18 protein-coding genes and 2 pseudogenes are annotated in these 22087 nt (G+C 54.6%); 14 read left to right on the top strand and 6 right to left on the bottom strand.

Annotated features, from left to right (window positions below):
* Positions 1-445: 445 nt before the first annotated feature.
* The 6 genes from trpD to LVJ78_RS09080 form a co-directional block, all read right to left on the bottom strand.
* Positions 446-1480 (bottom strand): anthranilate phosphoribosyltransferase, encoded by a 1035-nt coding sequence (gene trpD, locus LVJ78_RS09055; RefSeq protein WP_132951987.1) that lies wholly within the window; start codon positions 1478-1480, stop codon positions 446-448.
* A gap of 23 nt (positions 1481-1503) precedes the next feature.
* Positions 1504-2091 (bottom strand): aminodeoxychorismate/anthranilate synthase component II, encoded by a 588-nt coding sequence (locus LVJ78_RS09060; RefSeq protein WP_132951985.1) that lies wholly within the window; start codon positions 2089-2091, stop codon positions 1504-1506.
* A 219-nt stretch (positions 2092-2310) separates the two neighbouring features.
* Complete coding sequence (locus LVJ78_RS09065; protein ID WP_243650308.1) at positions 2311-3075, bottom strand: endonuclease/exonuclease/phosphatase family protein; 765 nt, start codon at positions 3073-3075, stop codon at positions 2311-2313.
* 153 nt (positions 3076-3228) lie between these two features.
* Positions 3229-4263: a Holliday junction branch migration DNA helicase RuvB gene (ruvB, locus tag LVJ78_RS09070; protein ID WP_132951981.1), complete on the bottom strand. Its 1035-nt coding sequence runs from the start codon at positions 4261-4263 to the stop codon at positions 3229-3231.
* A gap of 192 nt (positions 4264-4455) precedes the next feature.
* The gene (locus tag LVJ78_RS09075) at positions 4456-4761 is read right to left on the bottom strand and encodes a hypothetical protein (protein ID WP_132951979.1); all 306 of its coding nucleotides are present in this window, start codon (positions 4759-4761) and stop codon (positions 4456-4458) included.
* Between the two features lie 68 nt (positions 4762-4829).
* Positions 4830-5321: a peptidylprolyl isomerase gene (locus tag LVJ78_RS09080; RefSeq protein WP_132951977.1), complete on the bottom strand. Its 492-nt coding sequence runs from the start codon at positions 5319-5321 to the stop codon at positions 4830-4832.
* A 154-nt stretch (positions 5322-5475) separates the two neighbouring features.
* Here LVJ78_RS09080 and LVJ78_RS09085 point away from each other — a divergent pair, with 154 nt between their 5' ends.
* The 14 genes and pseudogenes from LVJ78_RS09085 to LVJ78_RS09145 all read left to right on the top strand — a co-directional run bounded on the left by LVJ78_RS09085 (position 5476) and on the right by LVJ78_RS09145 (position 21641).
* Entirely contained in the window at positions 5476-6099 is a 624-nt protein-coding gene (locus tag LVJ78_RS09085) for a flavin prenyltransferase UbiX (RefSeq protein ID WP_132951975.1), read from the top strand.
* A 281-nt stretch (positions 6100-6380) separates the two neighbouring features.
* Positions 6381-6899: a hypothetical protein gene (locus LVJ78_RS09090; protein ID WP_132951973.1), complete on the top strand. Its 519-nt coding sequence runs from the start codon at positions 6381-6383 to the stop codon at positions 6897-6899.
* A gap of 280 nt (positions 6900-7179) precedes the next feature.
* Entirely contained in the window at positions 7180-8520 is a 1341-nt protein-coding gene (locus LVJ78_RS09095; protein ID WP_132951971.1) for a paraquat-inducible protein A, read from the top strand.
* Positions 8510-10153, top strand: a complete 1644-nt coding sequence (pqiB, locus tag LVJ78_RS09100) for an intermembrane transport protein PqiB (RefSeq protein ID WP_132951969.1) — start codon at positions 8510-8512, stop codon at positions 10151-10153. The genes LVJ78_RS09095 and pqiB overlap by 11 nt, the downstream gene beginning before the upstream one ends.
* On the top strand, positions 10153-10680 hold the full coding sequence (locus tag LVJ78_RS09105; protein WP_132951967.1) for a PqiC family protein: 528 nt from the start codon (positions 10153-10155) through the stop codon (positions 10678-10680). Before pqiB ends, LVJ78_RS09105 begins: the two co-directional genes overlap by 1 nt.
* Positions 10681-10772: 92 nt before the next feature.
* Positions 10773-12422: a multidrug ABC transporter permease/ATP-binding protein gene (locus tag LVJ78_RS09110; RefSeq protein WP_132951965.1), complete on the top strand. Its 1650-nt coding sequence runs from the start codon at positions 10773-10775 to the stop codon at positions 12420-12422.
* A 221-nt stretch (positions 12423-12643) separates the two neighbouring features.
* Complete coding sequence (locus LVJ78_RS09115) at positions 12644-12886, top strand: hypothetical protein (RefSeq protein WP_207894255.1); 243 nt, start codon at positions 12644-12646, stop codon at positions 12884-12886.
* A 27-nt stretch (positions 12887-12913) separates the two neighbouring features.
* Positions 12914-14737: pseudogene (locus LVJ78_RS09120) on the top strand (TonB-dependent siderophore receptor); the annotation flags it as partial.
* Positions 14738-15018: 281 nt separating this feature from the next.
* Positions 15019-15234: pseudogene (locus LVJ78_RS12480) on the top strand (ATP-binding cassette domain-containing protein); the annotation flags it as partial.
* An 88-nt stretch (positions 15235-15322) separates the two neighbouring features.
* Positions 15323-15796 (top strand): ABC transporter ATP-binding protein, encoded by a 474-nt coding sequence (locus tag LVJ78_RS09125; protein WP_279387848.1) that lies wholly within the window; start codon positions 15323-15325, stop codon positions 15794-15796.
* Between the two features lie 221 nt (positions 15797-16017).
* On the top strand, positions 16018-16899 hold the full coding sequence (locus LVJ78_RS09130) for an ABC transporter substrate-binding protein (protein WP_132951963.1): 882 nt from the start codon (positions 16018-16020) through the stop codon (positions 16897-16899).
* Positions 16893-18860 carry a Fe(3+)-hydroxamate ABC transporter permease FhuB gene (fhuB, locus tag LVJ78_RS09135; protein WP_132951961.1) on the top strand — a complete coding sequence of 656 codons (1968 nt, stop codon included), beginning with the start codon at positions 16893-16895 and terminating at the stop codon, positions 18858-18860. Before LVJ78_RS09130 ends, fhuB begins: the two co-directional genes overlap by 7 nt.
* Before the next feature lie 352 nt (positions 18861-19212).
* Entirely contained in the window at positions 19213-21021 is a 1809-nt protein-coding gene (locus LVJ78_RS09140) for a DUF294 nucleotidyltransferase-like domain-containing protein (protein WP_132951959.1), read from the top strand.
* On the top strand, positions 21021-21641 hold the full coding sequence (locus tag LVJ78_RS09145; protein WP_132951957.1) for a 3'-5' exonuclease: 621 nt from the start codon (positions 21021-21023) through the stop codon (positions 21639-21641). Before LVJ78_RS09140 ends, LVJ78_RS09145 begins: the two co-directional genes overlap by 1 nt.
* Positions 21642-22087: the final 446 nt, after the last annotated feature.

The raw sequence follows: 22087 nt of genomic DNA on the forward strand, positions 1-22087 counted from the left end.
CCATCCGCATCTTGCGCTTGATTTTCATGCTTGGATTGCGTTGAAATCATGCACGCTTTTTTGGCGCAGATTTCAGGCCGTCTGAAACTTTTTCAGACGGCCTGAAATGTATACAGCCTGAGGCCTTTGCAAAACACCCTTTCCGTCGCTCCTGCGCAGGCAGGAGCCCAGTCTGAAGCGCAGCTTCAGTTGTCGGGCAGGTAGCTACCATGAAAATATGAGAAATCAAATATTTGATTTTATAAAAAATTTATTATTTTCAGAAATATGTGAGATAAGCAAGGCGCTGCTTTGCACTGGACACCCGCCTGCGCAGGAGCGACGGAAAGGGTGTTTTACAAAGGCCTCAGCCTGATCTATAAAACATCGGCTTCCAGTTTATTGATACCCATAAAAAATGCCATCTGAAAGCTTTCAGACGGCATTTTAACAAGCCTGTTTATTTTCAACCCTGAGCCAAGCGCTGCGATGCGGCCACCAATTCTTGCTGTTTGGCGCGCGCCCTGCCCGAATCGATGGCTTCGCGCGCGGCTTCCACGCCCGCTTCCAAAGAATCGGCAACATTCGCCGCATAAATGGTGGCCGCCGCATTGAGCAGCACGATATCGCGCGCAGCACCGGCTTCGCCGGCCAACACGCGGTTCATCATCGCCAGCGATTGGGCGGCATCGGCCACTTTGATGTCGTCGAGGTTTTCGCGCACGGCAATGCCGAATTGCTCGGGGTGGATACTGTATTCGCTGATTTCGCCGTTTTTAAGCTCGGCCACGCGGCTCTGGCCGGTGAGGGTGATTTCATCGAGCCCGTCGCTGCCGTGCACCACCAACACATGCTCGGCGCCCAGCTGCTGCAACACGCGCGAAAGTATGCCCACCAAATCAACGTGAAACACGCCCAACACCTGATTGGGCGCGGCGGCCGGATTGGTGAGCGGCCCCAAAATATTAAACACGGTTTTCACGCCTAAGGCTTTGCGCACGGGCGCTACATGACGCATGCTGCTGTGGTGGTTGGGCGCAAACATAAAGCCCATGCCGGTTTCTTCGATGCATTGCCCCACTTTTTCAGGCGAGAGGCCGAGCGACACGCCCATCTCTTCCATCACATCGGCCGCGCCGCTGGATGACGACACCGAGCGCCCGCCGTGTTTGGCCACTTTGGCGCCGGCCGCCGCGGCCACAAACATGGCGGTGCTGGAAATATTGAACGTGTGCGCGCCATCGCCGCCGGTGCCCACAATGTCCACCAAATGCTGCTTGCCGGCCACGGGCACCGGCGTGGCGAATTCGCGCATCACGCCGGCGGCGGCGGCGATTTCGGCCACGGTTTCCACCTTCATGCGCAAGGCCACCAACAAAGCGGCCACCATTTCCGGCGCCACCTGCGCGCTCATGATTTGGCGCATCAGGCCGCTCATTTCATCGTGAAACAATTCGTTGTTGTCTAAAAGCCGCGCAAGCGCTTGCTGGGGCGTAATCATAAGGTTCTCTTTATGCGGATGATTTAAAAGGCCGTCTGAAAGTTTTTGAATTCAATCAAGAAATTATTCAGCATCTCGTGGCCGTGCTCGGTGAGCAGCGCTTCGGGGTGAAACTGCACGCCTTCGAGCGGCAGGCTTTGATGGCGCACGCCCATGATTTCGCCGTCGTCGGTCCAGGCGCTGATGTTCAGGCATTCGGGCAGGCTTTCGCGCTCGATCACCAAGCTGTGGTAGCGCGTGCACGTTACCGGGTTGGGCAGGCCTTGAAACATGCCTTGAGCATGGTGATGCACCGGCGACACTTTGCCGTGCATCAGCGTTTTGGCGCGCACAATATGGCCGCCAAAGGCTTCGCCGATGGCCTGATGGCCCAAGCAAACGCCCATAATCGGCAGCTTGCCGGCAAAATGCTGAATCGCGGCCACAGAAATGCCGGCCTCGCGCGGCGAACAGGGGCCGGGGCCTATCACCAGATATTGGGGCTTGAGCGCTTCGATTTCGGCCGGCGTGATGTCGTCGTTGCGGCGCACCAGCACTTCTTGGCCGAGCTCGGCGAAATATTGCACGATGTTGTAGGTGAAGCTGTCGTAATTGTCTATCATCAAGAGCATGATGTTCTTTCGCAAAACAGGTGCGCGGCGGCAAGAGGCCGTCTGAAAGCGCGATTATACCGCGTTTTAACACAATATTAACGCACAATATGCAGATTATCGGGGCGCCGGATATGGGCAGCAAATTTTGGCCGAACCGGCATTATCACACCGCAAAGGCCGTCTGAAACCATGAGCAACGGCTTCAGACGGCCTCAAGATAGCCAACATCCACACCGCTCAAGGCAGGCGCGGGCGCACTTTGGCGCTCAAGGGCAGATGGTCGGACAAAAGCTGCCATTGCCGGCTTTTGTGCACTTGCGCATCGAGCACTTCCAAATTGCGCGTGTAGATGCGGTCGAGGCTGAGCAGCGGCATGCGTGCGGGGAACGTTTTCGGGCGCTGCCCCAGCGTGTCGATAAACACTTCCTGTAAATTGAGCGCACTGCCGAGCGAAAGACAGGATTTTTGCCGCCAATCGTTAAAATCGCCGGCGATAATCAGCGGGCTCATCGGGTGCACATGCCGGCTCACATATTCAAAAATGGCCTGATATTGCTTGTTGCGGTCGGGCTCGCGCAAATTCAGATGCGCACACAAACACACCAGCGGAAACGGCCAGCCTTCGGGATGGATTTCGCAATGCAGCACGCCGCGCTGCTCGAGTTTGTTCACACTGATATTGAGGTTGTGGCGCGTTTCAATCGGCAGATGGCTCAAAATGGCATTACCATGATGGCGCTCGGGAAACACTGCGTTTTTGCCGTAGCTGCTGTAAAACGAAAGATGCTCGCTGATGATGTCGTAATGCGGCTGGGCGGGAAACGCGGGCAGCTTGAGCTGGCGGCGCAGGTTTTCACCCTGCACCTCCTGCAAAAAAAGCACGTCGGATTTCAAGCCCTGCAAGGCCTCGGCCATGCTTTCAACCTGCACTTTGCGGTTGAGCGCCGACATGCCTTTGTGCATATTATAAGTGGCAATGATAATCGGAGAATGTTCAGACATGGTGTGTTCTTTATTATCCGGGGTTAACTTGATTATTCTAAGCGGATGCCGTTTAAGTTATGCTAACTATAGTTAAAAATATACTGCCGCTTGCCAAAAAATTCAAATCAATGATGTAAAAGGCCGTCTGAAAACTTTTCAGACGGCCTCTCGCTATTCTTTTTCCTGCTGCAAACCAAAGTGCAGATAGCTGATTTGCGTGGCCATGCGCCCGCGCGGGGTGCGCTGCAAAAAGCCTTGCTGAATCAGATAAGGCTCGATCACGTCTTCAATGGTGTCGGTGGATTCGCCGATGGCGGCGGCCACGTTTTCCAGCCCCACCGGGCCGCCGCTGAATTTGTGCAAAATGGCTTCGAGAAATTTCCGGTCCATCACATCAAGCCCCGCCGCATCCACATCGAGCATGGAAAGCGCCGCATCGGCCACTTCGGCGCTGATGATGCCGTTGTTTTTCACCTCGGCATAATCGCGCACGCGCCGCAGCAGGCGGTTGGCGATGCGCGGTGTGCCGCGGCTGCGGCGGGCGATTTCCCACGCGCCCTCTGCGCCCATGTTCAATTGCAGCAATTGCGCCGAACGCGCCACAATGGTGGCCAAATCGTGGGTTTCGTAAAATTCCAGCCGCGACACAATGCCGAAGCGGTCGCGCAAAGGGTTGGTGAGCATACCGGCGCGGGTGGTGGCGCCCACCAGCGTGAAAGGCGGCAAGTCGATTTTTACCGAACGCGCCGCCGGGCCTTCGCCGATCATGATGTCGAGCTGGTAATCTTCGAGCGCCGGATAAAGAATTTCTTCCACCACCGGGCTTAAGCGGTGGATTTCATCGATAAAGAGCACATCGTGCGGCTCTAAATTGGTGAGCAGCGCCGCCAAATCGCCGGCGCGCTCGAGCACGGGGCCGCTGGTTTGGCGCAGGTTCACGCCCAATTCTTTGGCGATAATGTGCGCCAACGTGGTTTTGCCCAAGCCCGGCGGGCCGAATAATAAAGTGTGGTCGAGCGCTTCGCCGCGCTTTTTGGCCGCCTCGATAAAAATCGCCAATTGCTCTTTGGCTTTGGCCTGGCCGATATAATCGGCCAATGTTTTCGGGCGCAGAGCGCGTTCGAGCAGCTCTTCTTGCGAAGAAATGCTTTGCGCGGTGATGATGCGCTGAGGCGCGGCGGCGGTGAGCTTGTCGGTTTGCAGCATGATGGTGGGCTTTGGTAAAAATCAGTTGGATGATACCTGAAAACAACAGCTTTGGCTTGCAAAGGCCGTCTGAAAAGCCGTCTGGAAATATGTGCCGGCCAAGTTTCAGACGGCCTGCAGCAAAATGAAATGCGGACAAACCCCGAATCCGCATTTCTCAAACTGGGCTTGAAAGATTTTCCACCGTTTTCTTCAGCCGCGCTGCTCGCGCCACATCAGGTAATCGCGCAGCGGCGGCACGGGCGGATTGAGGCAATGCGGGCACACGCCGGTGATGTCTTCATCGTCTTCTTCGATGTGCAGCGCGTTGGGATCGAACCTCGCCTGCTGCATCACAGCCTGCGCCAACGCCTGCGCTTGCACCACGTCGAATTCAAAATTGTCCACAATCTCGGCCAGTAAGCTTTGCTCGGCATCGCTGAAGCCTGCGCTGTGTTCGGCTATCAGGCGGATATAGTCGGGGTTGCGGATTTTGAGGGTGAGTAAATCGGTGTTCATAATCGTCCGTGTGTATGATGTCAAAGGCCGTCTGAAATCTTTTCAGACGGCCTGTTGCGGTAAAACGCTTATACGATTTCGGCTTTGGTGATCACCACCGCATCTTGCGGCACATCATCATGATAGCCGTGGCGTTTGGTTTTCACGCCTTCAATCGCATCCACCACATCTTGGCCTTCCACCACTTTGCCAAACACGGCATAGCCCCAGCCGTGCATGCTCGGATCGGTGTGGTTCAAAAAGTCGTTGTTTTTGGTGTTGATGAAAAACTGCGCCGAAGCCGAATGCGGCGCTTGGGTGCGCGCCATCGCCACGGTGTATTTATCGTTTTTCAGGCCGTTTTGCGCTTCGTTTTGAATCGGCTCGCGGGTGGCTTTTTCGTTCATGTTTTCATCCATGCCGCCGCCCTGAATCATAAAGCCTTTGATGACGCGGTGGAAAATCACGCCGTCGTAAAAGCCGTCTTTCACATATTGCTCGAAGTTGGCCGCGGTAACGGGCGCTTTTTCATGGTCGAGCTCGATGCCGATGGTGCCGAAATTGGTGTGCAGTTTAATCATATTAACAATCCTTGTTGGGCTGGTTTGAATCTTTTAATAGATGGGGAAGCCGCTCAAAATATTCAAGGCCGTCTGAAAAGATTTTTCTGCATGCTTTCAGACGGCCTCTGCCTTTTGCTACAATAAGCGCCTGATTTTGCAAATTGCCGCCTTTATGAACACGCCCGCCCATCCGATTCAAACCGTCACCCTCGCCTTCACCGGCGCTTCCGGCATGCCTTACGGTATGCGCCTGCTCGAATGCCTGCTGAGCGCGGACAAAACCGTGTGGCTGCTTTATTCGCAGGCGGCGCAAGTGGTGGCGCAGCAGGAAATGGGGCTGAGCCTGCCCGCTTCGGCCGCTGCCTGCCAAGCGGCTTTGTGTGCGCAATTTAACGTGTCCGCCGAGAGTTTGCGCGTGTTTGGCAAAGACGAATGGTTTGCGCCACCCGCCTCGGGCACCAATCCTGCCGACGCGATGATTATCTGCCCGGCCAGCATGGGCGTGGTGGCCGCGGTGGCGCACGGCACTTCCGATCACTTAATCGAGCGCGCCGCCGATGTGGCGCTGAAAGAGCGCCGCCCGCTGATTATTGTGCCGCGCGAAACGCCTTTTTCCACCCTGCATCTGGAAAACCTGCTCAAGCTCTCGCAATACGGCGCCGTGATTCTGCCGCCCTCGCCCGGCTTTTACCACCACCCGCAGCAAATCGGTGATTTGGTTGATTTCGTGGTGGCGCGTATTCTCGACCAATTGCGCATTCCGCACACCTTGATGCGCAAATGGGGCGAAAAATAATATGGAAGCTTTACAACAATTTATCGCCATGATTGCAGCTTTCGCCAAATGGATATTGACAATACTCGATGCTTTGTTTTAACCTGCCAGCCATGAACTCACAAGCCATTCGCCCCTTTGCTTATTTTTATTGGTACCCCACAAACGTGCGGTACTTTTTTGCGCTTGTCTGATTCGTTCAGATTCCAAACTTTAAGCAAACGCGAAAACTTCAGCCGCCACAGATAAATCGGGCGGCTTTTTTATTTGCCGCCGCCACCCGCCACACAGGAGCAGATAAAATGAAAACCGCACCCCAAGCCCAACACCCCGCTATCGAAACCGCGCCTTTGCACCGCAGCCATTTAATTGTAGACGGCAACAGCCACCGCACCGATTTGTGCCGCCACCCGCTGCCCGAGGGCAAACAGGCTGCGCTCATCAGCGAAGCGCTGCTGCCGCAAATCCGCACCACCGCCACGCTGATTGCCGCCATGCGCCACGATTTCAGCCAAGCCAGCCCCGATGTGTTCACCGAAGAGGCCGATTGGTTTGCCGCGCGCATTATCGTGCTGGGCGTGCGCCGCTTCCACCTCGACATCACCCTCGCGCCCATGCTGCACACCGCCAACCGCCGCGCCCAAGCCTTTGCCCGCGCCCGCGGCCTGCCTTTTGCCGCCGCCGAAATGCGCATGAGCCTGCACGCCGGCCGCCCCGCCAACCTGCTGATTATCGAAACCGAACACGCCTGCCCCATCAGCGGCAATATCGTGGCCGACAGCCTGGCATTGGCACACACCTTGCCGGCCATTACCCTCTGATTTTTTTTCAGACGGCCTCAACACATAGAAACCCGAAAGGCATCATCATGCACGCATGGCAACAGTTTGATTTGCAAAACACCCGTTACGCCGCCGGTTTTTACCGCTATCGGCGCTATGGTTATTGAACGTGTGTTTTTCAAATCAAGTTGGCTTCAGGCCGTCTGAAAAAGCTTTCAGACGGCCTTTTGCATAATTTGCAAAGATTGCCGGGCGCATATTGTTTTTCCGTTATAATTCTGCCTTGCCAACGCCCTAAGCCGCTTTAGCCAACCGCAATATGCCCCCAATTTACAAACCCGTTTATGCCTACCGCCGCTGGTGGCGCTATCAGCTTTTCCGCCCCGATGCCACTTTGCCCGCGCACACGCTCGACTGCCCCGAATGCGGCCAGCGGGTGCACTTGCCGCGCCTGCGCCAAGGTCAGGAAGCGCATTGCCCCACTTGCGGTTATGAATTGGTGGAGGTTGAAAAAAATCCTTATCTCGCGCCGCTGGCCTATGCTTCCACCGCCTTGATTTTGATGACTTTTGCCTACAGCATGATGTTTATCACCGTGTCGCTACCGGGGGCAACGGCCATCCTCACGCTGCCATCGATGCTCCAATCGCTGATTTTATTCGACTTCGGCTTTTTGGCCGAGGTGATGTTTGTGCTCACTTTCGGCACACCGGCGCTGTTTTTATTTTTATGCCTTTATGTTTACACGGCGCTGGTGCGCAAAAAAAACTATCCCGGCCTGTTTTATGCCACGCGCATACTCTCGCGGCTGCGCCATTGGATTATGGTGGATGTGTTTTTCATCGCCACGCTGGTGGCCTATATCAAGCTTGCCGCCGTGGCGCAGGTGCAGTTTGGTGCGGCTTTTTGGCTGATGTTTGCGCTTTCGGTGATGCTGATCCGCACCGCGGTGTCGATTCCGCAGCATTGGGTGTATTACAAAATCCACGCCATGCAGGGGCGAAATGCGATTCAGACGGCCTCTGCTGATAAAATTTGTTGCAGCAGATGCCTTTATTTCCGCAACCGCACCGAAACCACCTGCGGCGTGTGCGGCTCGGCGCTCTTTCGCCGCCGCCCCAAAAGCCTGAGCATTTCGCTGGCCTTGCTGCTGGCCGCCGCGGTGCTGTATATTCCGGCCAATGTGCTGCCCATCATGATTTCGGCCAACCCGCTCAAAACAGAAGTGAGCACCATCCTCAACGGCATTGCCTATATGTGGCGCGACGGCGATAAATTAATTGCGCTGATTATTTTCAGCGCCAGCATTTTGGTGCCCACGCTGAAAATCGTGTCGATGGGCTTTCTGATTGCCAGCGCCCGTTTCCACCCGCCCTTAAGCGCGCCGAAAATGGCGCTGATCTACCGGCTCACCGATGCGGTGGGGCGCTGGTCGATGATTGATATTTTTGTGATTATTATTTTGATGAGCGCTTTTCACACGCCGCTTGCCCGCGTCACACCCGGCGCCGCCTCGCTCTATTTCTGCCTTGTGGTGATTTTAACCATGCTTTCGGCCTATTTTTTCGACCCCCGCCTGATTTGGGATAAAGCACGCGAGCAGGCAGAAAACAGGCCGTCTGAAAACCTTACCGCCCTTTCCGCCCGATATGACCGATAAAACCCATCCCCCCACCCAACCTGTGCCCGCCCGTGTGCGCAAAACCAATGTGTTCACCTCTGTGGTGTGGCTCATTCCGCTGATCGCCCTTTTCGCCGGCGGCTGGCTTTTGATGCAGAATATCCGCAATACCGGCCCCGAAATCACCTTGCTGATGGACAGCGCCGAGGGCATCGAAGTGAACAACACCGTGATTAAAGTGCTCAGCGTTGAAGTGGGCCGCGTTACCCGCATCAAGTTGCGCGCCGACCAAAAAGGCGTGGCCGTCACCGCCCGCCTCAGCGCCGATGCTAAAGATTTAATGCGCCAAGACACCCAATTTTGGGTGGTGAAACCGCGCATCGACCAAAGCGGCGTTACTGGCCTCAACACCTTGGTGTCAGGCGCCTACATCGCCTTTACGCCCGGCAAAAGCGCTGAAAACCAAGACACTTTCACCGTGCTCGACATGCCGCCTATCGCCGCCATCGGCCAAAGCGGTTTGCGCCTGAAGCTCTCAGGCAAAAACAACAAAATGCTCAGCGTCGGCAGCCCGATATTGTATGAAAACTTCACCGTCGGCCAAATTGAAAGCGCCCGCTTCAACCCGAAAAACGAAACCGTCGACTACACCATTTTCATCCAAAGCCCCAACGACAAATTAGTGGGGAAAAACAGCCAATTCTGGCTCGAAACCGGATTCAGCATCAACACCACCGGCAGCGGCATCCATATTGATTCCGCACCGCTGCCCGCGCTGCTCTCCGGTGCCATTTCTTTCGCCCCGCCCATCGGCGGCGACAAAGGCGCAACGCCGGCCAATGAAGACACTTTCGAGCTTTACAACAACCGCAACGAAATCGACAACCTGCCCGGCCAAAGAGCGCTTTATTATGTGGCCTTTTTCAAAAGCAGCGTGCGCGGCCTCGCTGTGGGCGCACCGGTGGAATACAAAGGCATCAATGTCGGTACCGTGGCCGATGTGCCCTATTTCGCCCACAACGACAGCCTGAAATTGTTCCAAAACGGCTGGGTGCCTGTGCGCATCCGCCTTGAGCCTGCGCGCATGGAAATCAACGCCCAAGCACAAAGCCGCGAGCATTGGCAAAGCCAGCTTCAAACCGCGCTCAACAAAGGCCTCACCGCCACCTTAAGCAGCAACAATCTCGTGCTCGGCAGCAAAATGATTGAGCTCGTGGAAGCGGCCGAGGGCAGCAGCAGGCTCAAGCCTTATGCCGATTATGCCGGCCAAACCGTGATTGCCACCCAAGGCGGCGGCCTCGACGATTTGCAGGCCAAGCTGGCCTCCTTGCTGGATAAATTCAACAAACTGCCGCTCGAGCAAACCGTGGGCGAGCTCAATGCCTCGCTGCGCAATCTGCAAACCACCCTCAAATCAGCCGAGCGCCTCATCAGCCAGCCGCAAACACAAGCCATGCCGCAAGCGCTCAACCAAACCTTGGCCGAATTGCGCCAAACCCTGCAAGGCGTGTCGCCGCAATCGCCGCTTTACGGCGACGTGCAGGCCACCCTGCAAAGCATAGACCAAACCCTGAAAGATGCGCAGCCGCTTATCAATACCTTGAAAGAAAAGCCCAACGCACTGATTTTCAACAGCAACATCAAAGATCCGACACCGAAAGGAAGCCGCTGATGCGCCGATTAATCCTTGCCGGCATCGCCGCAACCGCGCTGGCGGCATGCAGCACACCGCAAGCCACACAATATTTCACCCTGCCCGACAGCCAATACAGCCTGCCGCCGCAACGCGGCAGCGAAATCGCCGTGCGTGTGATTTTGAGCGAGCCTTTAAACAACGGCGGCCTGGTTTATCAAACCGATGCCTACCGCATCAATTTCGCCCGCAACCATTTGTGGGCAAGCGCACTCGATAACGCGCTGGCCGCCAGCTTCAGCAACAAACTCAACCGTCTTAACTCACGCTACCGTTTTACCCCTGCCAACAGAAGCAGCGTAGGCGCGCCCACACTGAAAATCTATATAGAAGCCTTTCAGGGCAGCTATCAGGGGCAAACCCTTGTGCGCGGTTATAGCGTATGGCCTGATGGGCAAAGCCGAAATTTCAACGCCGAAACGCCGCAACAAGGCGACGGCTACACCGCCATGGTGGAATCGCTTAATGAAGGCGTAGCCACCGCTGCCGGCACAATTGTCCGCTAACTTGATACCGTTTTACCTCAAGGCCGTCTGAAACGATGTTCAGACGGCCTGAATCCTGATACTTCCCGCTTTTTACTCCTCTGCTCCCACCCATGAACATCATCAGCCTTGTTTTCCACCAGCACCGCAAACCTTTTCTGGCCATGTTTGCCCTCACGCTGCTTTCCGGCCTGCTCGGCATCGGCGTATTGGTTTTTATCAACAGCTACCTGCTGCAAAGCGGTGAAACCACTGTGCAGGGCGTGATGTGGCAATTTGCCGCCTTGCTGGTGCTTTATCTTGCCGCCGCCACATTTGCGCAAATCCGTTTGTCGAAACTCGGGCATCAGTTTGTGTTCGAACTGCGCACGCAATTGCTCAAACGCATCATGGATTCGCACGATGCGCAAATCCAGCTTACCGGCAAACCCAGGCTTTTGGCCAGCTTGTCCAACGACATCCGCAGCATCAGCATGGCTTTTGCGCGGCTGCCCGAATTGGTGCAGGGTGTTTTGTTTACTTTCGGTTGCAGCGCCTATCTGATTTGGCTGTCGCCGAAGCTGTTTATCGTCACCGCCTTGATTCTTACCGTTATGATTTTGGGCAGCCATTATGTGGTCAAACGCGTCTACACCAGCTTCAAAGCCATGCGCGGCTTTGAAGACAAGCTCTACGCCCACTACGAAACCAGCCTTGACGGCCACAAAGAGCTGAAACTCAACCGCTACCGCGCCGAACGCTTCTACAACGAAGATTTCACCGCCGCAGCCGCACAAAACCGCCATTACGCCATCCGCGCCGACAGCTACCACGCCTTCGCCGTCAACTGGGGCAACACCCTGATGCTAGCCGCCGTCGGCATCATTTTCTACCTCTCGATTTACCACCATTGGGCAAGCCTTGCCGATGCCGCCACCATTACCATGACCGTATTGTTTATGCGTTCGCCGCTCTCGCAGGCCATCGGTGCCTTTCCCATGCTGATGAACAGCCAAGTCGCGCTCAATGCCTTGAATGATTTGGGCTTAACCGATTACCAAAGCAGCTTTCACGGCAACGAAACCCTGCCGCAAAACTGGCAGAGCATCCGCCTTGAAAACATCACCTATGCCCATCCCATGCAAGGCGGCCATCATTTTGCGCTCCAACCCGTCAATCTCACCCTCAAGCGTGGCGAAACCGTGTTTCTGATTGGCGCCAACGGTTCGGGCAAATCCACGTTGTCGATGGTATTGGCGGGCTTATACACACCGCAAAGCGGCAAAATATTTGTCGACAACACCGAAATCACCGAAGCCAACCGCAGCGCCTACCGCCAACTGTTTGCCAGCGTGTTCACCGATTTCCATTTGTTTGAAAAACTGGTCGGCGATAAAGGCGAAGACGTCTCGGCCGAATTGATTGCCGAATGGTTAGGCCGTCTGAAAATGGATGAAAAAGTGAAAATCGAGCAAAGCCGCATTCTCAACAGCAAACTTTCGCAAGGCCAGAAAAAGCGCTTGGGGCTCTTAGCCGCCGCGCTTGAAAACCGCAGCATGCTGATACTCGACGAATGGGCTGCCGACCAAGACCCGCAATTTCGCCGCATGTTTTACGAAACCCTGCTGCCGCTGCTGCAACAGCAAGGCTGCACCGTGTTTGCCATCAGCCACGACGACAAATATTTCCACCATGCCGAACGCATCATCTCAATGAAACACGGCTTATTGAGTGAATACGGCGCGGAAGAAGCGGTTAGAGTGGCAGACGAACACAGCCGTTAAAGCTTCAGACGGCCCATCCAAACACAAACAAAAATTCGTATCATTCACACAATAGTCTTTTTCGCTTCCGGTCGATATTCTCTGTTTAACCGTTTTCCAAACTACAAGCTGCCATAAAATCGTTATAATCCTTACCGAATTAAAAATCATTCACAATCAGGCCGTCTGAAACGCCGAAGCATGATTTCAGACGGCCTGATTTATTCGAAAAAGGATTCTTGATGCAACACACTATTTTCTTTACCCGCAGCCTGCTGGCCGCCGCCATCTTGAGCGCTTATACCCACGGTTTTGCCGCCGATGGCGACACGCAAAGCGCCGAGCTGGAAACGGTTAACGTGGTCGGCTCAATGAACAAACTGCAAACCGTGCCGTTTTTGCAGGCCAAAGATGCAGTCAACATTACCGCCGCAACGCTTTCCGAAGAAGGCGTGGAAAAAGCCGACGAAATCGGCCGCTACTAATCAGGCTTTACCAACCAGCCCTATGGCAGCGACACCAACACCAACTGGTTTCGCATCCGAGGTGCGGAAGCCAGCCAATCTTTTGACGGCGCCCCCGTCAACAATTACGGCTTCTTTACCCCGCACGTCGATACGTTCGGTATCGAAGCCGTTGAAATCACCAAGGGCGCAGATTCACTGACCTACGGCGCAGCCAACCCCGGCGGCCTGATCAACTACATCAGCAAGCGCCCGCACAAAAGCCAAGTCGGTAAAGGCGAAGTTAAAGCCCAAGCCGGCAACAACGGCCAATACGGCATTGCAGCCGATTACACCGGCAGCCTGAATGCCGATCAAAGCCTGCGCTACCGCCTGGTCGGCTCGTTTCGTGCTGCCGATGGCGATTGGAACGGCACCGACAATAAAACCTTTTATCTTGCGCCCTCTTTGGCTTGGGACATCACCGACCGCACCCGCCTGAGCCTGCTTGCCAGCTATCAGCGCGACAAAGGCACACCGAGCAGCAATTTTGTGCCGATGGCAGGTTCTTTGGTTGCCATCGACGGGCAAAAAGTCAACCCGACCACCAACCTTGGCGATCCTTCGGTTGACCATGAAACCAACAAACAATATTCATTGGGCTACGAATTCAGCCACGATTTCAACGACAGCCTGAGCTTCAGCTCCAACTACCGCTACACCCATATCGACAACCATCATTTAGGCACTTACGTATGGTCAAGCGTTGACCCCACAAACTACACCGCCACCCGCGATGCCGTGTTCAACGACGGCACCGCCAAAAATCACAGCATCGACAACCGCATCACTTGGCGTTGGCACAACGAAAACATTCGCAACACACTGGTTGCCGGTGTGGATTACCGCCAACAAAAAGTCAACGGCGTGTACCAATCGTTTGCCATCCCCACCATCGTTTCCCCCGGCACGGTTAATATCTTCTCGCCCACTTACGGCATCAGCGTGGACACGTCCAACATCCCGCGCAACGATTTGAAAGCCAGCCAGCTCGGCTTCTACCTGCAAGACAGCGTGCGCCTGTTTGACAAAGTAGGCATTAGCGCGGGCGTTCGCCATGATCGCGCCAAAAGTGAGGAATACACCAACAACCAATCGGTTAAAGCCAACCACACTTCATATGCCGGTTCGATTATGTATTTCGCACCGTTCGGCCTAAACCCCTATTTCGCCTACACCGAATCATTCCGCCTGCCCACCGGCTTGAGCGGCAACCAAACCCTGTACGACCCGCAAACCACCGAGCAATATGAAATCGGTTTGAAATACCTGCCCGCCTGGTTAGACGGCACCCTTTCCATTGCAGCCTTTAAAGCCAACGACAAAGGCGCGCTGATTTCCAATGCCGGCGGCACAGGCAATACCGTCAGCGGCGATGTTTCCAAACGCAAAGGCGTTGAGCTGCAAGCACAAGCACAAATCACCGACAACTTGAGCGGCCAGCTTGCCTACACCTATCAAACCCGCACCGATCGCGGCTCAGACGGCATCGACTACCACAACACCTTATTTGCCAAACACTCCGCCAGCTTGCGCGGCGTGTACGCCTTCGACCAAGGCACCTTGAACGGCTTATCGCTGGGCGCGGGCGTGCGCTATGTCGGCAGCAGCAAAGTAGACGGACAATGGGCAGTGGCCGCCTACAAAGGTTTGAAAGTGCCCTCATCCACCGTGTTCGACCTGTTTGCCCGCTACGATTTCGCCCGCAATTGGACCGCGCAAGTGAATGTGGACAATATCGGCAACCGCAAATACATCGCCGCCTGCGATGCGAGCTACTGCTATTACGGCCAAGGCCGCAGCATATTGGGCTCTGTCAGCTATAAATTCTGATAACCATTTGAAAAATCATTTTTTTAAGGAAGCTCCGAATAGCGCTGGCGAGTGGGTTTCGCCGGAAATTTTATACACGGCAAAAAACGCCGCCATGCATTATTCAGAGTCTTCTTTCAATAAATACCGTGAAATGCAAGAAAAAGTGATACAACACTACGCACTATAACAGGTAGGTTGGGTTGATAAACCCAACGTTTCAGACGGCCTTATCAGTGTCTGCGCACAATCAGAATTGTAATAATAATAACTATCATTTAAACTATACCATCTTATTTTTCATGCGGCCTCCTGTGTTCCAGCTTCAAAACCTCACCTTCAGCGTGCCCGGCCGCGTGTTGCTGCACGATATTTCCCTTGAATTCAAGCCGGATAAAGTTTATGGATTAATCGGCCACAACGGCTCGGGCAAATCCACTTTATTGAAACTGCTTACCCGCCAAAACCAGCCCACATCCGGCAATCTTTTGCTGGATAATCAGAATATTGCCGCCTATTCCGCCCACAATTACGCCAAACACGTGGCTTATCTGCCACAACACCTGCCCCGCTGCCACCGCACTGACCGCCGCCGAACTCATCAATATGGGGCGCTATGCCTGGAGCGGCCTGCTCGGGCGCAGCAGCAAGGCGGACAAACAAGCGGTTGCCGAAGCTTTCGCACTCACGCACACGGAAAAATTCGCCGACCAGATTGTCGACACCTTGTCCGGCGGCGAACGCTCGCGCATCTGGCTTGCAATGTGCTTGGCGCAGCAAAGCCGCTTTCTACTGCTTGACGAACCATTGGCCGCTCTCGACATCGCCCACCAACTCGAAGTGATGGCCTTAATCCGCGATTTGTCGCACCGCCTGCATTTGGGCGTGATTATCGTGATTCACGACATCAATCTGGCCGCACAATATTGCGACGAGTTGGTGGCATTGAAGCAAGGCCGCTTGCTCAAACAGGGCAAACCTACCGAAATTATGACCGCCGAAGTGTTGAACGATATTTACAGTGTGCAGATGAACATTATCCGCCATCCGCAAACCGGCGTGCCGGTGGCGTTACCTTGAAAAACCGCTTTTATTGTGCGGAAGGTTGGCAGGCCGTCTGAAAGTTTGCAGCACAATAAACCGTTTCCTGCAAACTTTCAGACGGCCTGTCATCTATTCCTTTTATATTCCTTTTGCGTAAAAAACCGAGAATGTAAAAACCACAAAACCCGGCCAATCAACCACACGCATTCAGACGGCTGAACAACGCAAAAGGCCGTCTGAAACCCATACAAACACTTATGCAAAAACACTTTTCAGACGGCCTCAAAACCGCCCTGCTCGTTTTATTCCTGCTCCCTGCGCCCATACAAGCGGCGCCACGTGTGGCCACTTCCGATTGGAGCACCGCCGAAACGCTGACCGCGATGGGACATCCGCCCGTGAGCGTGGGCGACAAACGCGCTTACGGCAACTGGGTCAATTATCCGCCGCTGCCAAACACCACGCTGGATGCGGGTTTGCGTTTCCAGCCGAATTTGGAGCGGCTGTATCAGATTAAGCCCGATATGTTTATCCAATCGCCGTGGTTTGCACATTTGAAACCGCAGTTTGAAAAAGTAGCGCCCGTGCGCGAAATCAGCTTTGCCGGCGACAAGGGCATCGCTTATCCGCAAACGCTGGCGGCCACGCGCGAACTCGGCAGCATCATCGGCGACAAAGCTGCTGCCGAACGTTTGATTCAGCAAACAGAAAAGCAATTCCAACAGCAAAAAAACACGCTTTTTCCATACCGCAAGCGGCCGTTGGCGGTGGTGCAGTTTGTCGATGCGCGCCATTTACGCATCTACGGCAACACCAGCCTGTTTAACGTGGTGATGCAAAAACTCGGCCTGAAAAATGCTTGGCAGGGCGAATCAAACGCGTGGGGCTTTGCCAATATCGCGCTTACCGATTTGGCCAAGCTGCCCCCCGATACGCTCTTAATTATCATACAGCCGCACCCGCGCAACACCCGCGCCGCGCTGGATAAAAGCGCATTGTGGCAGCGGCTGCCGTTTAGCAAGCCGCAAAACCGCCGCGTGTTGCCGCAGGCATGGAGCTACGGCGCATTGCCTTCTATGCAGCGTTTTGCCGATGAATTAGCAGCAAAACTGCCGTCTGAAAAGGAAATCGCATGGTAAATGTTTTCAGACGGCCTATTACCTGCTGGACTTGGGTTTTGTTGTTGACTGCGATCATGAGCAGCGGCTGGATTTTAAAACTGCAATGGCATTGGCCGCCGGCCGATTGGTTTGCCGCGCCCGATGCGCTGCCCATTGATGCGCTGATAGTGCAGAACAATACCTTGCCGCGCATGGCCATGGCTTTGCTTGCGGGCGGCGCACTGGCTTTGGCCACCATGTTGCTGCAACAAATCATGCGCAATCCACTCGCTTCCGACAGCACTTTGGCCGTGAGCAGCGGCGCGCAAACGGCTTTGGTGGCCGCTACGGTATTCGCGCCTGCCTTGCTGGCTTGGGGCAATGCGCCGGTAGCATTCGGCGGTGCGGCGTTGGCATTGGCGCTGGTGTTGTGGCTGTCGGCCCGGCGGGATTTGGTGCCGCTCTTGGTGGTGTTGGCCGGTTTGGTGACGGCGCTTTATTTGGGCGCATTTGCGGGCATCATCACGCTGTTTTATTCGGAAGAAACGCGCGGCATCATGCTTTGGGGGGCCGGCTCGCTGCTGCAAGACAGTTGGCACGATAGTTTGCAACTCTTGTGGCGCATTGCTGCGGCTGCCGCGCTGATTGCCATATTGGCAAAACCACTGGCGATGATGAGCCTGAGCGACACCCAGGCCGCCGCGCTCGGCATGCCGGTGAAAACCATCCGTTTGGCGGCATTGGCAGCGGCGGCTTTTCTCAGCGCCAACGTGGTCGGGATGGTGGGCATGATGGGTTTTGTCGGCCTGGCGGCGGCCACGGCGGTGCGGCAACTGGGCGTGCGCACTTTGTGGGCGCGTTTGCCGATGGCGTTTGTGTTCGGCGCGCTGATGCTGCTGCTCACGGATAACTTATTGGTATTGCTCAACCATTACCATCAAGTCGATTTACCTGCCGGCGCAGTAACAGGGCTGATTGGTGCGCCTTTATTATTGTGGCTGATGATGCGTCTGCCTGCCCGAGCACCCTTTCAGACGGCCTCGGCGCAAACCGTGGCGCGCACCCAAGCTTCGCCCTGGTTGCTCAGATTGCCTTTATTGCTGCTGTTTGCGGCAACTTTGGCTTTGCTGGCAGGACAAAGTGCCAACGGCTGGCAGCTTACCTTTCACCCCGATTTTCTCAATCTGCGTTACCTGCGCCTCTTCACCGCTGCCGCTTGCGGCATCATGCTCGCCACCGCCGGCGTATTTCTGCAACGGCTCACACAAAATCCGATGGCCAGCCCCGAATTGCTCGGCATCAGCTCCGGCACGGCTCTGGGCGTGTTGGCTGCGGTGTTGCTGTTTGATGTGCAGGTGCTCAGCAGCGTGTTTTGGTTCATCGGCATCAGCTCGGCCTTGTTTACTTTGTGGCTGATTATGCTGTTTAACCGTAAAAACGGCTTGCTGCCCGAAAAAGTATTGCTCACCGGCATTGCCGTGGCCGCACTGTCTGATGCCTTTATCCGCGTGTGGACGGCAGGCGGCGATTTGCGTGTTCAACAGCTTTTGATATGGCTTTCCGGTTCTACCTATCAAGCCACACCACTGCTTTCGGGTACGGTATTCGCAGCATCCATACTGCTCTTAGCCGCCGCCCTACCCCTGAGCCGCTGGCTGGGCTTGCTGGGTTTTAACGCAGTTGTGGCGCAATCGGCGGGCGTGAACGTGGCCGCCGCACGCACAGTTTTGATTGTTTTCAGCGCATTGCTCACCGCGCTGGCGACCCTGCTTATCGGCCCCTTGAGCTTCGTCGGCCTGCTCGCGCCCCATCTGGCCAATATGCTCGGCGCACGCCTGCCGCACCAACAGCTAACCGCCGCGGCCCTGATTGGCGCAACGGTGATGCTCTTGGCCGACTGGCTGGGCAGGCAAATCGGCTTTCCCTATGAAATCCCGGCCGGTTTGATGGCAACGCTGCTCGGCGGCGGTTATTTTCTGTTGATAATGCGGCGGATGTAAAAGCTCATACCTTATCCCGACACAACACTTTATACCGATTCAAAAAAGTGAGCTTACAAGACGGAAGCCTGCGACAGTACAGAGCGTACGGCAAGGCGAGACAACGAAGTTAGGTTATTTTTTTGGATTGGTATTACTGCACCTGCTATTTCATTTATATCATCATCAATATAAAAGGCCGTCTGAACACCTGTTAATGTTCAGACGGCCTTTTACTGTATCAACCGCTTCGTTTTATTGTTATCTCATTATCTGCTTTCCATAAAAACTTTGCCGCTCAAACTATTTACAGCCTATCCAAGCCGTTTTACAGTATCCGTAATCACTACAAAAATAAACAAGGAAATAGAGCATGGAACGGTTCGACTTCAACCACCCGCCTTTCGACCATCTCAACAACACCGAGCGGCTCATGCTGGAAAAAGCCGTGGACATTGCTTTTTTCAACGATGAAGAAATCATTATCCGGCCGCAGCAGCCCATTGAGCATTTATATGTGGTGATTAAAGGGCTGGTGAAAGAAATCGGCAGCGATGGCGAGGTGATCGCCCTTTATCGGGCGCGCGACACTTTTGAAGCACGCGCCTTGATGGAAGGCCACAGCCAGCATCAATTTGTGGTGCAGGAGCAGGCGCTGGTTTACACCATACCCAAAGCCACCGTGCTCGACATCATGCATTCCAGCCCCCGTTTCAGCGCTTATTTCTACACCAGCGTGGCCGAAAAAATGGCCAGCCTCTCGGGCGATCGCAACAACAGCGAGTTTGAAAGCCTCTTCACCGCCAAAGTGAGCGATGCCTACCGGCAAAACACCGTTTGGCTCGATGGCAGCGCCAGCATACTCGATGCCGCGCAAACCATGAAAACACACAAAACCAAATCGGTGCTGGTGCGCCACCATGAGCAAATCGGTCTGTTCACCGAATCGGCCTTCCGCGACATCGCCATTGCCGGCGCACCAAGCGATGCACCGATTTCGGAATGGTCCACTTTCGATCTGATCGGCATCGATATCGACGATTATGTGTTCAACGCCTTGCTGCGCATGACCCAATTCAACATCCAGCGCGTGATTGTGAACCAAGCAGGCAAGCCGGTGGGTGCGCTCGAGCAAATCGACGTGCTGGCTTATTTTTCCAACCACACCCACTTGGTGGCGCAAAGGCTGGAGCGCGCCCAAACCATAGATGAGCTGGTGGGCATTGCCGCCCAAATGACGCATTCCATTCAGATTTTGCGCAAAAACGGCGTGCGCGCACCGCAGCTGGCGCAATTGATGCAGGTGCTCAACACGAGCCTGTTTGAAAAAGCCTGGCGCCTTTTGGCCACGCCCGAATTATACGAACAAAGCTGCCTGATTGTGATGGGCTCGGAAGGGCGCGGCGAGCAAATCCTCAAAACCGACCAAGACAACGCCCTGATTCTGCGCGAACATGCCGATTTGGCTTTGGCAGAGCAAACCGCCGAGCAATTTTCCGCCACCCTCGAGCGCCTGGGCTATCCGCCCTGCCCCGGCCACATCATGGTCAACAACCCGGCTTGGCGCAAAACCCTGCCCGAATTCAAAAAAATGGTCAGCAGCTGGTGCTATTCTCCCAGCCCCGAATCCATGATGAACCTGGCCATCTTTATCGATGCCAAGCCCGTGGCCGGCGATGCGGCGCTGCTCGATGAAGTGAAAGCGCATCTGCAAAAAACCATGATCAACGATGCCGGCATGCTGATGGCGTTTGCCCGCTCGGTGGAATTGTTTGACGGCCACAGCCGCGGCTTTTTCTCGCAGCTGCTCAGCCGCGGCCAAAACGAAAAGATGGACATCAAAAAAATGGGCGTGTTCCCGGTGGTGCACGGTGTGCGCGCCTTGGGGCTGGAAGCGCGCATCGAAGAAACCAACACCTTCGAGCGCATTCAAAAGCTGATGCAGGCTCGCGTGCTGGATGAGCAGCTGGGCAAAGACACCGCCGAAGCGCTCAGCTATCTGATGGATTTGCGCCTGAAAGCAGGCTTTGCCGCCCTGAGCAACGAAATACCCGAAGAAGCCAACCAAATCGACTTACAAAGCCTCTCCACGCTCGAGCGCGATTTACTCAAAGATGCGCTGCAAGTGGTGAAACGCTTCAAGCAGATGATACACAACCACTTTCATCTGGGGGTGCGCTGATGCAGATAATCGAACGCTTTTTGCGCGCGCGCGAGCGCAAAAAGCTCGCCAACCCGCAATACGATTTCCTCTACGAGCCGCACCCGGATGAAATGGTCAGCTTCGATTGCGAAACCACCAGCCTGGATGTAAAAGAAGCCGAAATCATCTCCATCGGCGCTGTGAAAATCCGCGGCAGAGAAATTCTCACCAGCGAATCGTTTTATGTATTGGTCAAGCCCGAAGGCCTGATGCAGGCGGCCAATGTGAAAGTGCACGGCCTGCGCCCGAAAGACCTTTCAGACGGCATTCCGGTAGAAGAAGCGGTCTATCAGCTGCTTGATTTTATCGGCGGGCGCCCTTTGGTGGGCTATTATCTGGAATACGATGTTGCCATGATCAATAAATTTCTCAAGCCCATGCTCGGCATCCGCCTGCCCAACAAACAAATCGAAGTGTCGAGCATTTATTACCAGCAACAGGCCGAAAGCAATATCCACAACGCCTATATCGATCTGCGCATGGCCACCATGGTGAAAAAGCTCGGCATACCCGACCTGCCCCGCCACGATGCGCTCAACGATGCCATCAACGTGGCCATGATGCTGCTGGCGCTGGAAGCGCGCAAACGCCGCCGATAGCGCACACACCCAGCTTTTGCACACAAGTGTTGCCCACCTTGGTTTTCGTCATTTGAAACATTTAGGCCGTCTGAAAACTTTCAGACGGCCTTTTCACTTTTTCCAACGCCCTAAATACTGTTTTCCCCTGCATGTTTCACCTCAATCCAAACAATTTAGAGCAAATTATCCACGCAGAAACGCTTTATGCACCCTTTTTTCATTTCCATATTTATAAGTTAAATTGCGTTAACAAAGCCTTTATTTACCCTAATTTATGTATTTTTATTTATATATTGCATTAAGCGATATCTTGCATTTTTATGGAAACCATCAGGATAAGTTAGTATCAAATATTTTCAACTATGCTATTCTCCCCACACGTGATTGGTTTGAATCACTGAAAATTGTGTCGGTTCGCTGAAATTGAAGGCTTTTTGCCCCTGATTTCAAACAAGGAAAACGGC

Source organism: Uruburuella suis (genome assembly GCF_022870845.1).
Lineage (GTDB): Bacteria > Pseudomonadota > Gammaproteobacteria > Burkholderiales > Neisseriaceae > Neisseria > Neisseria suis.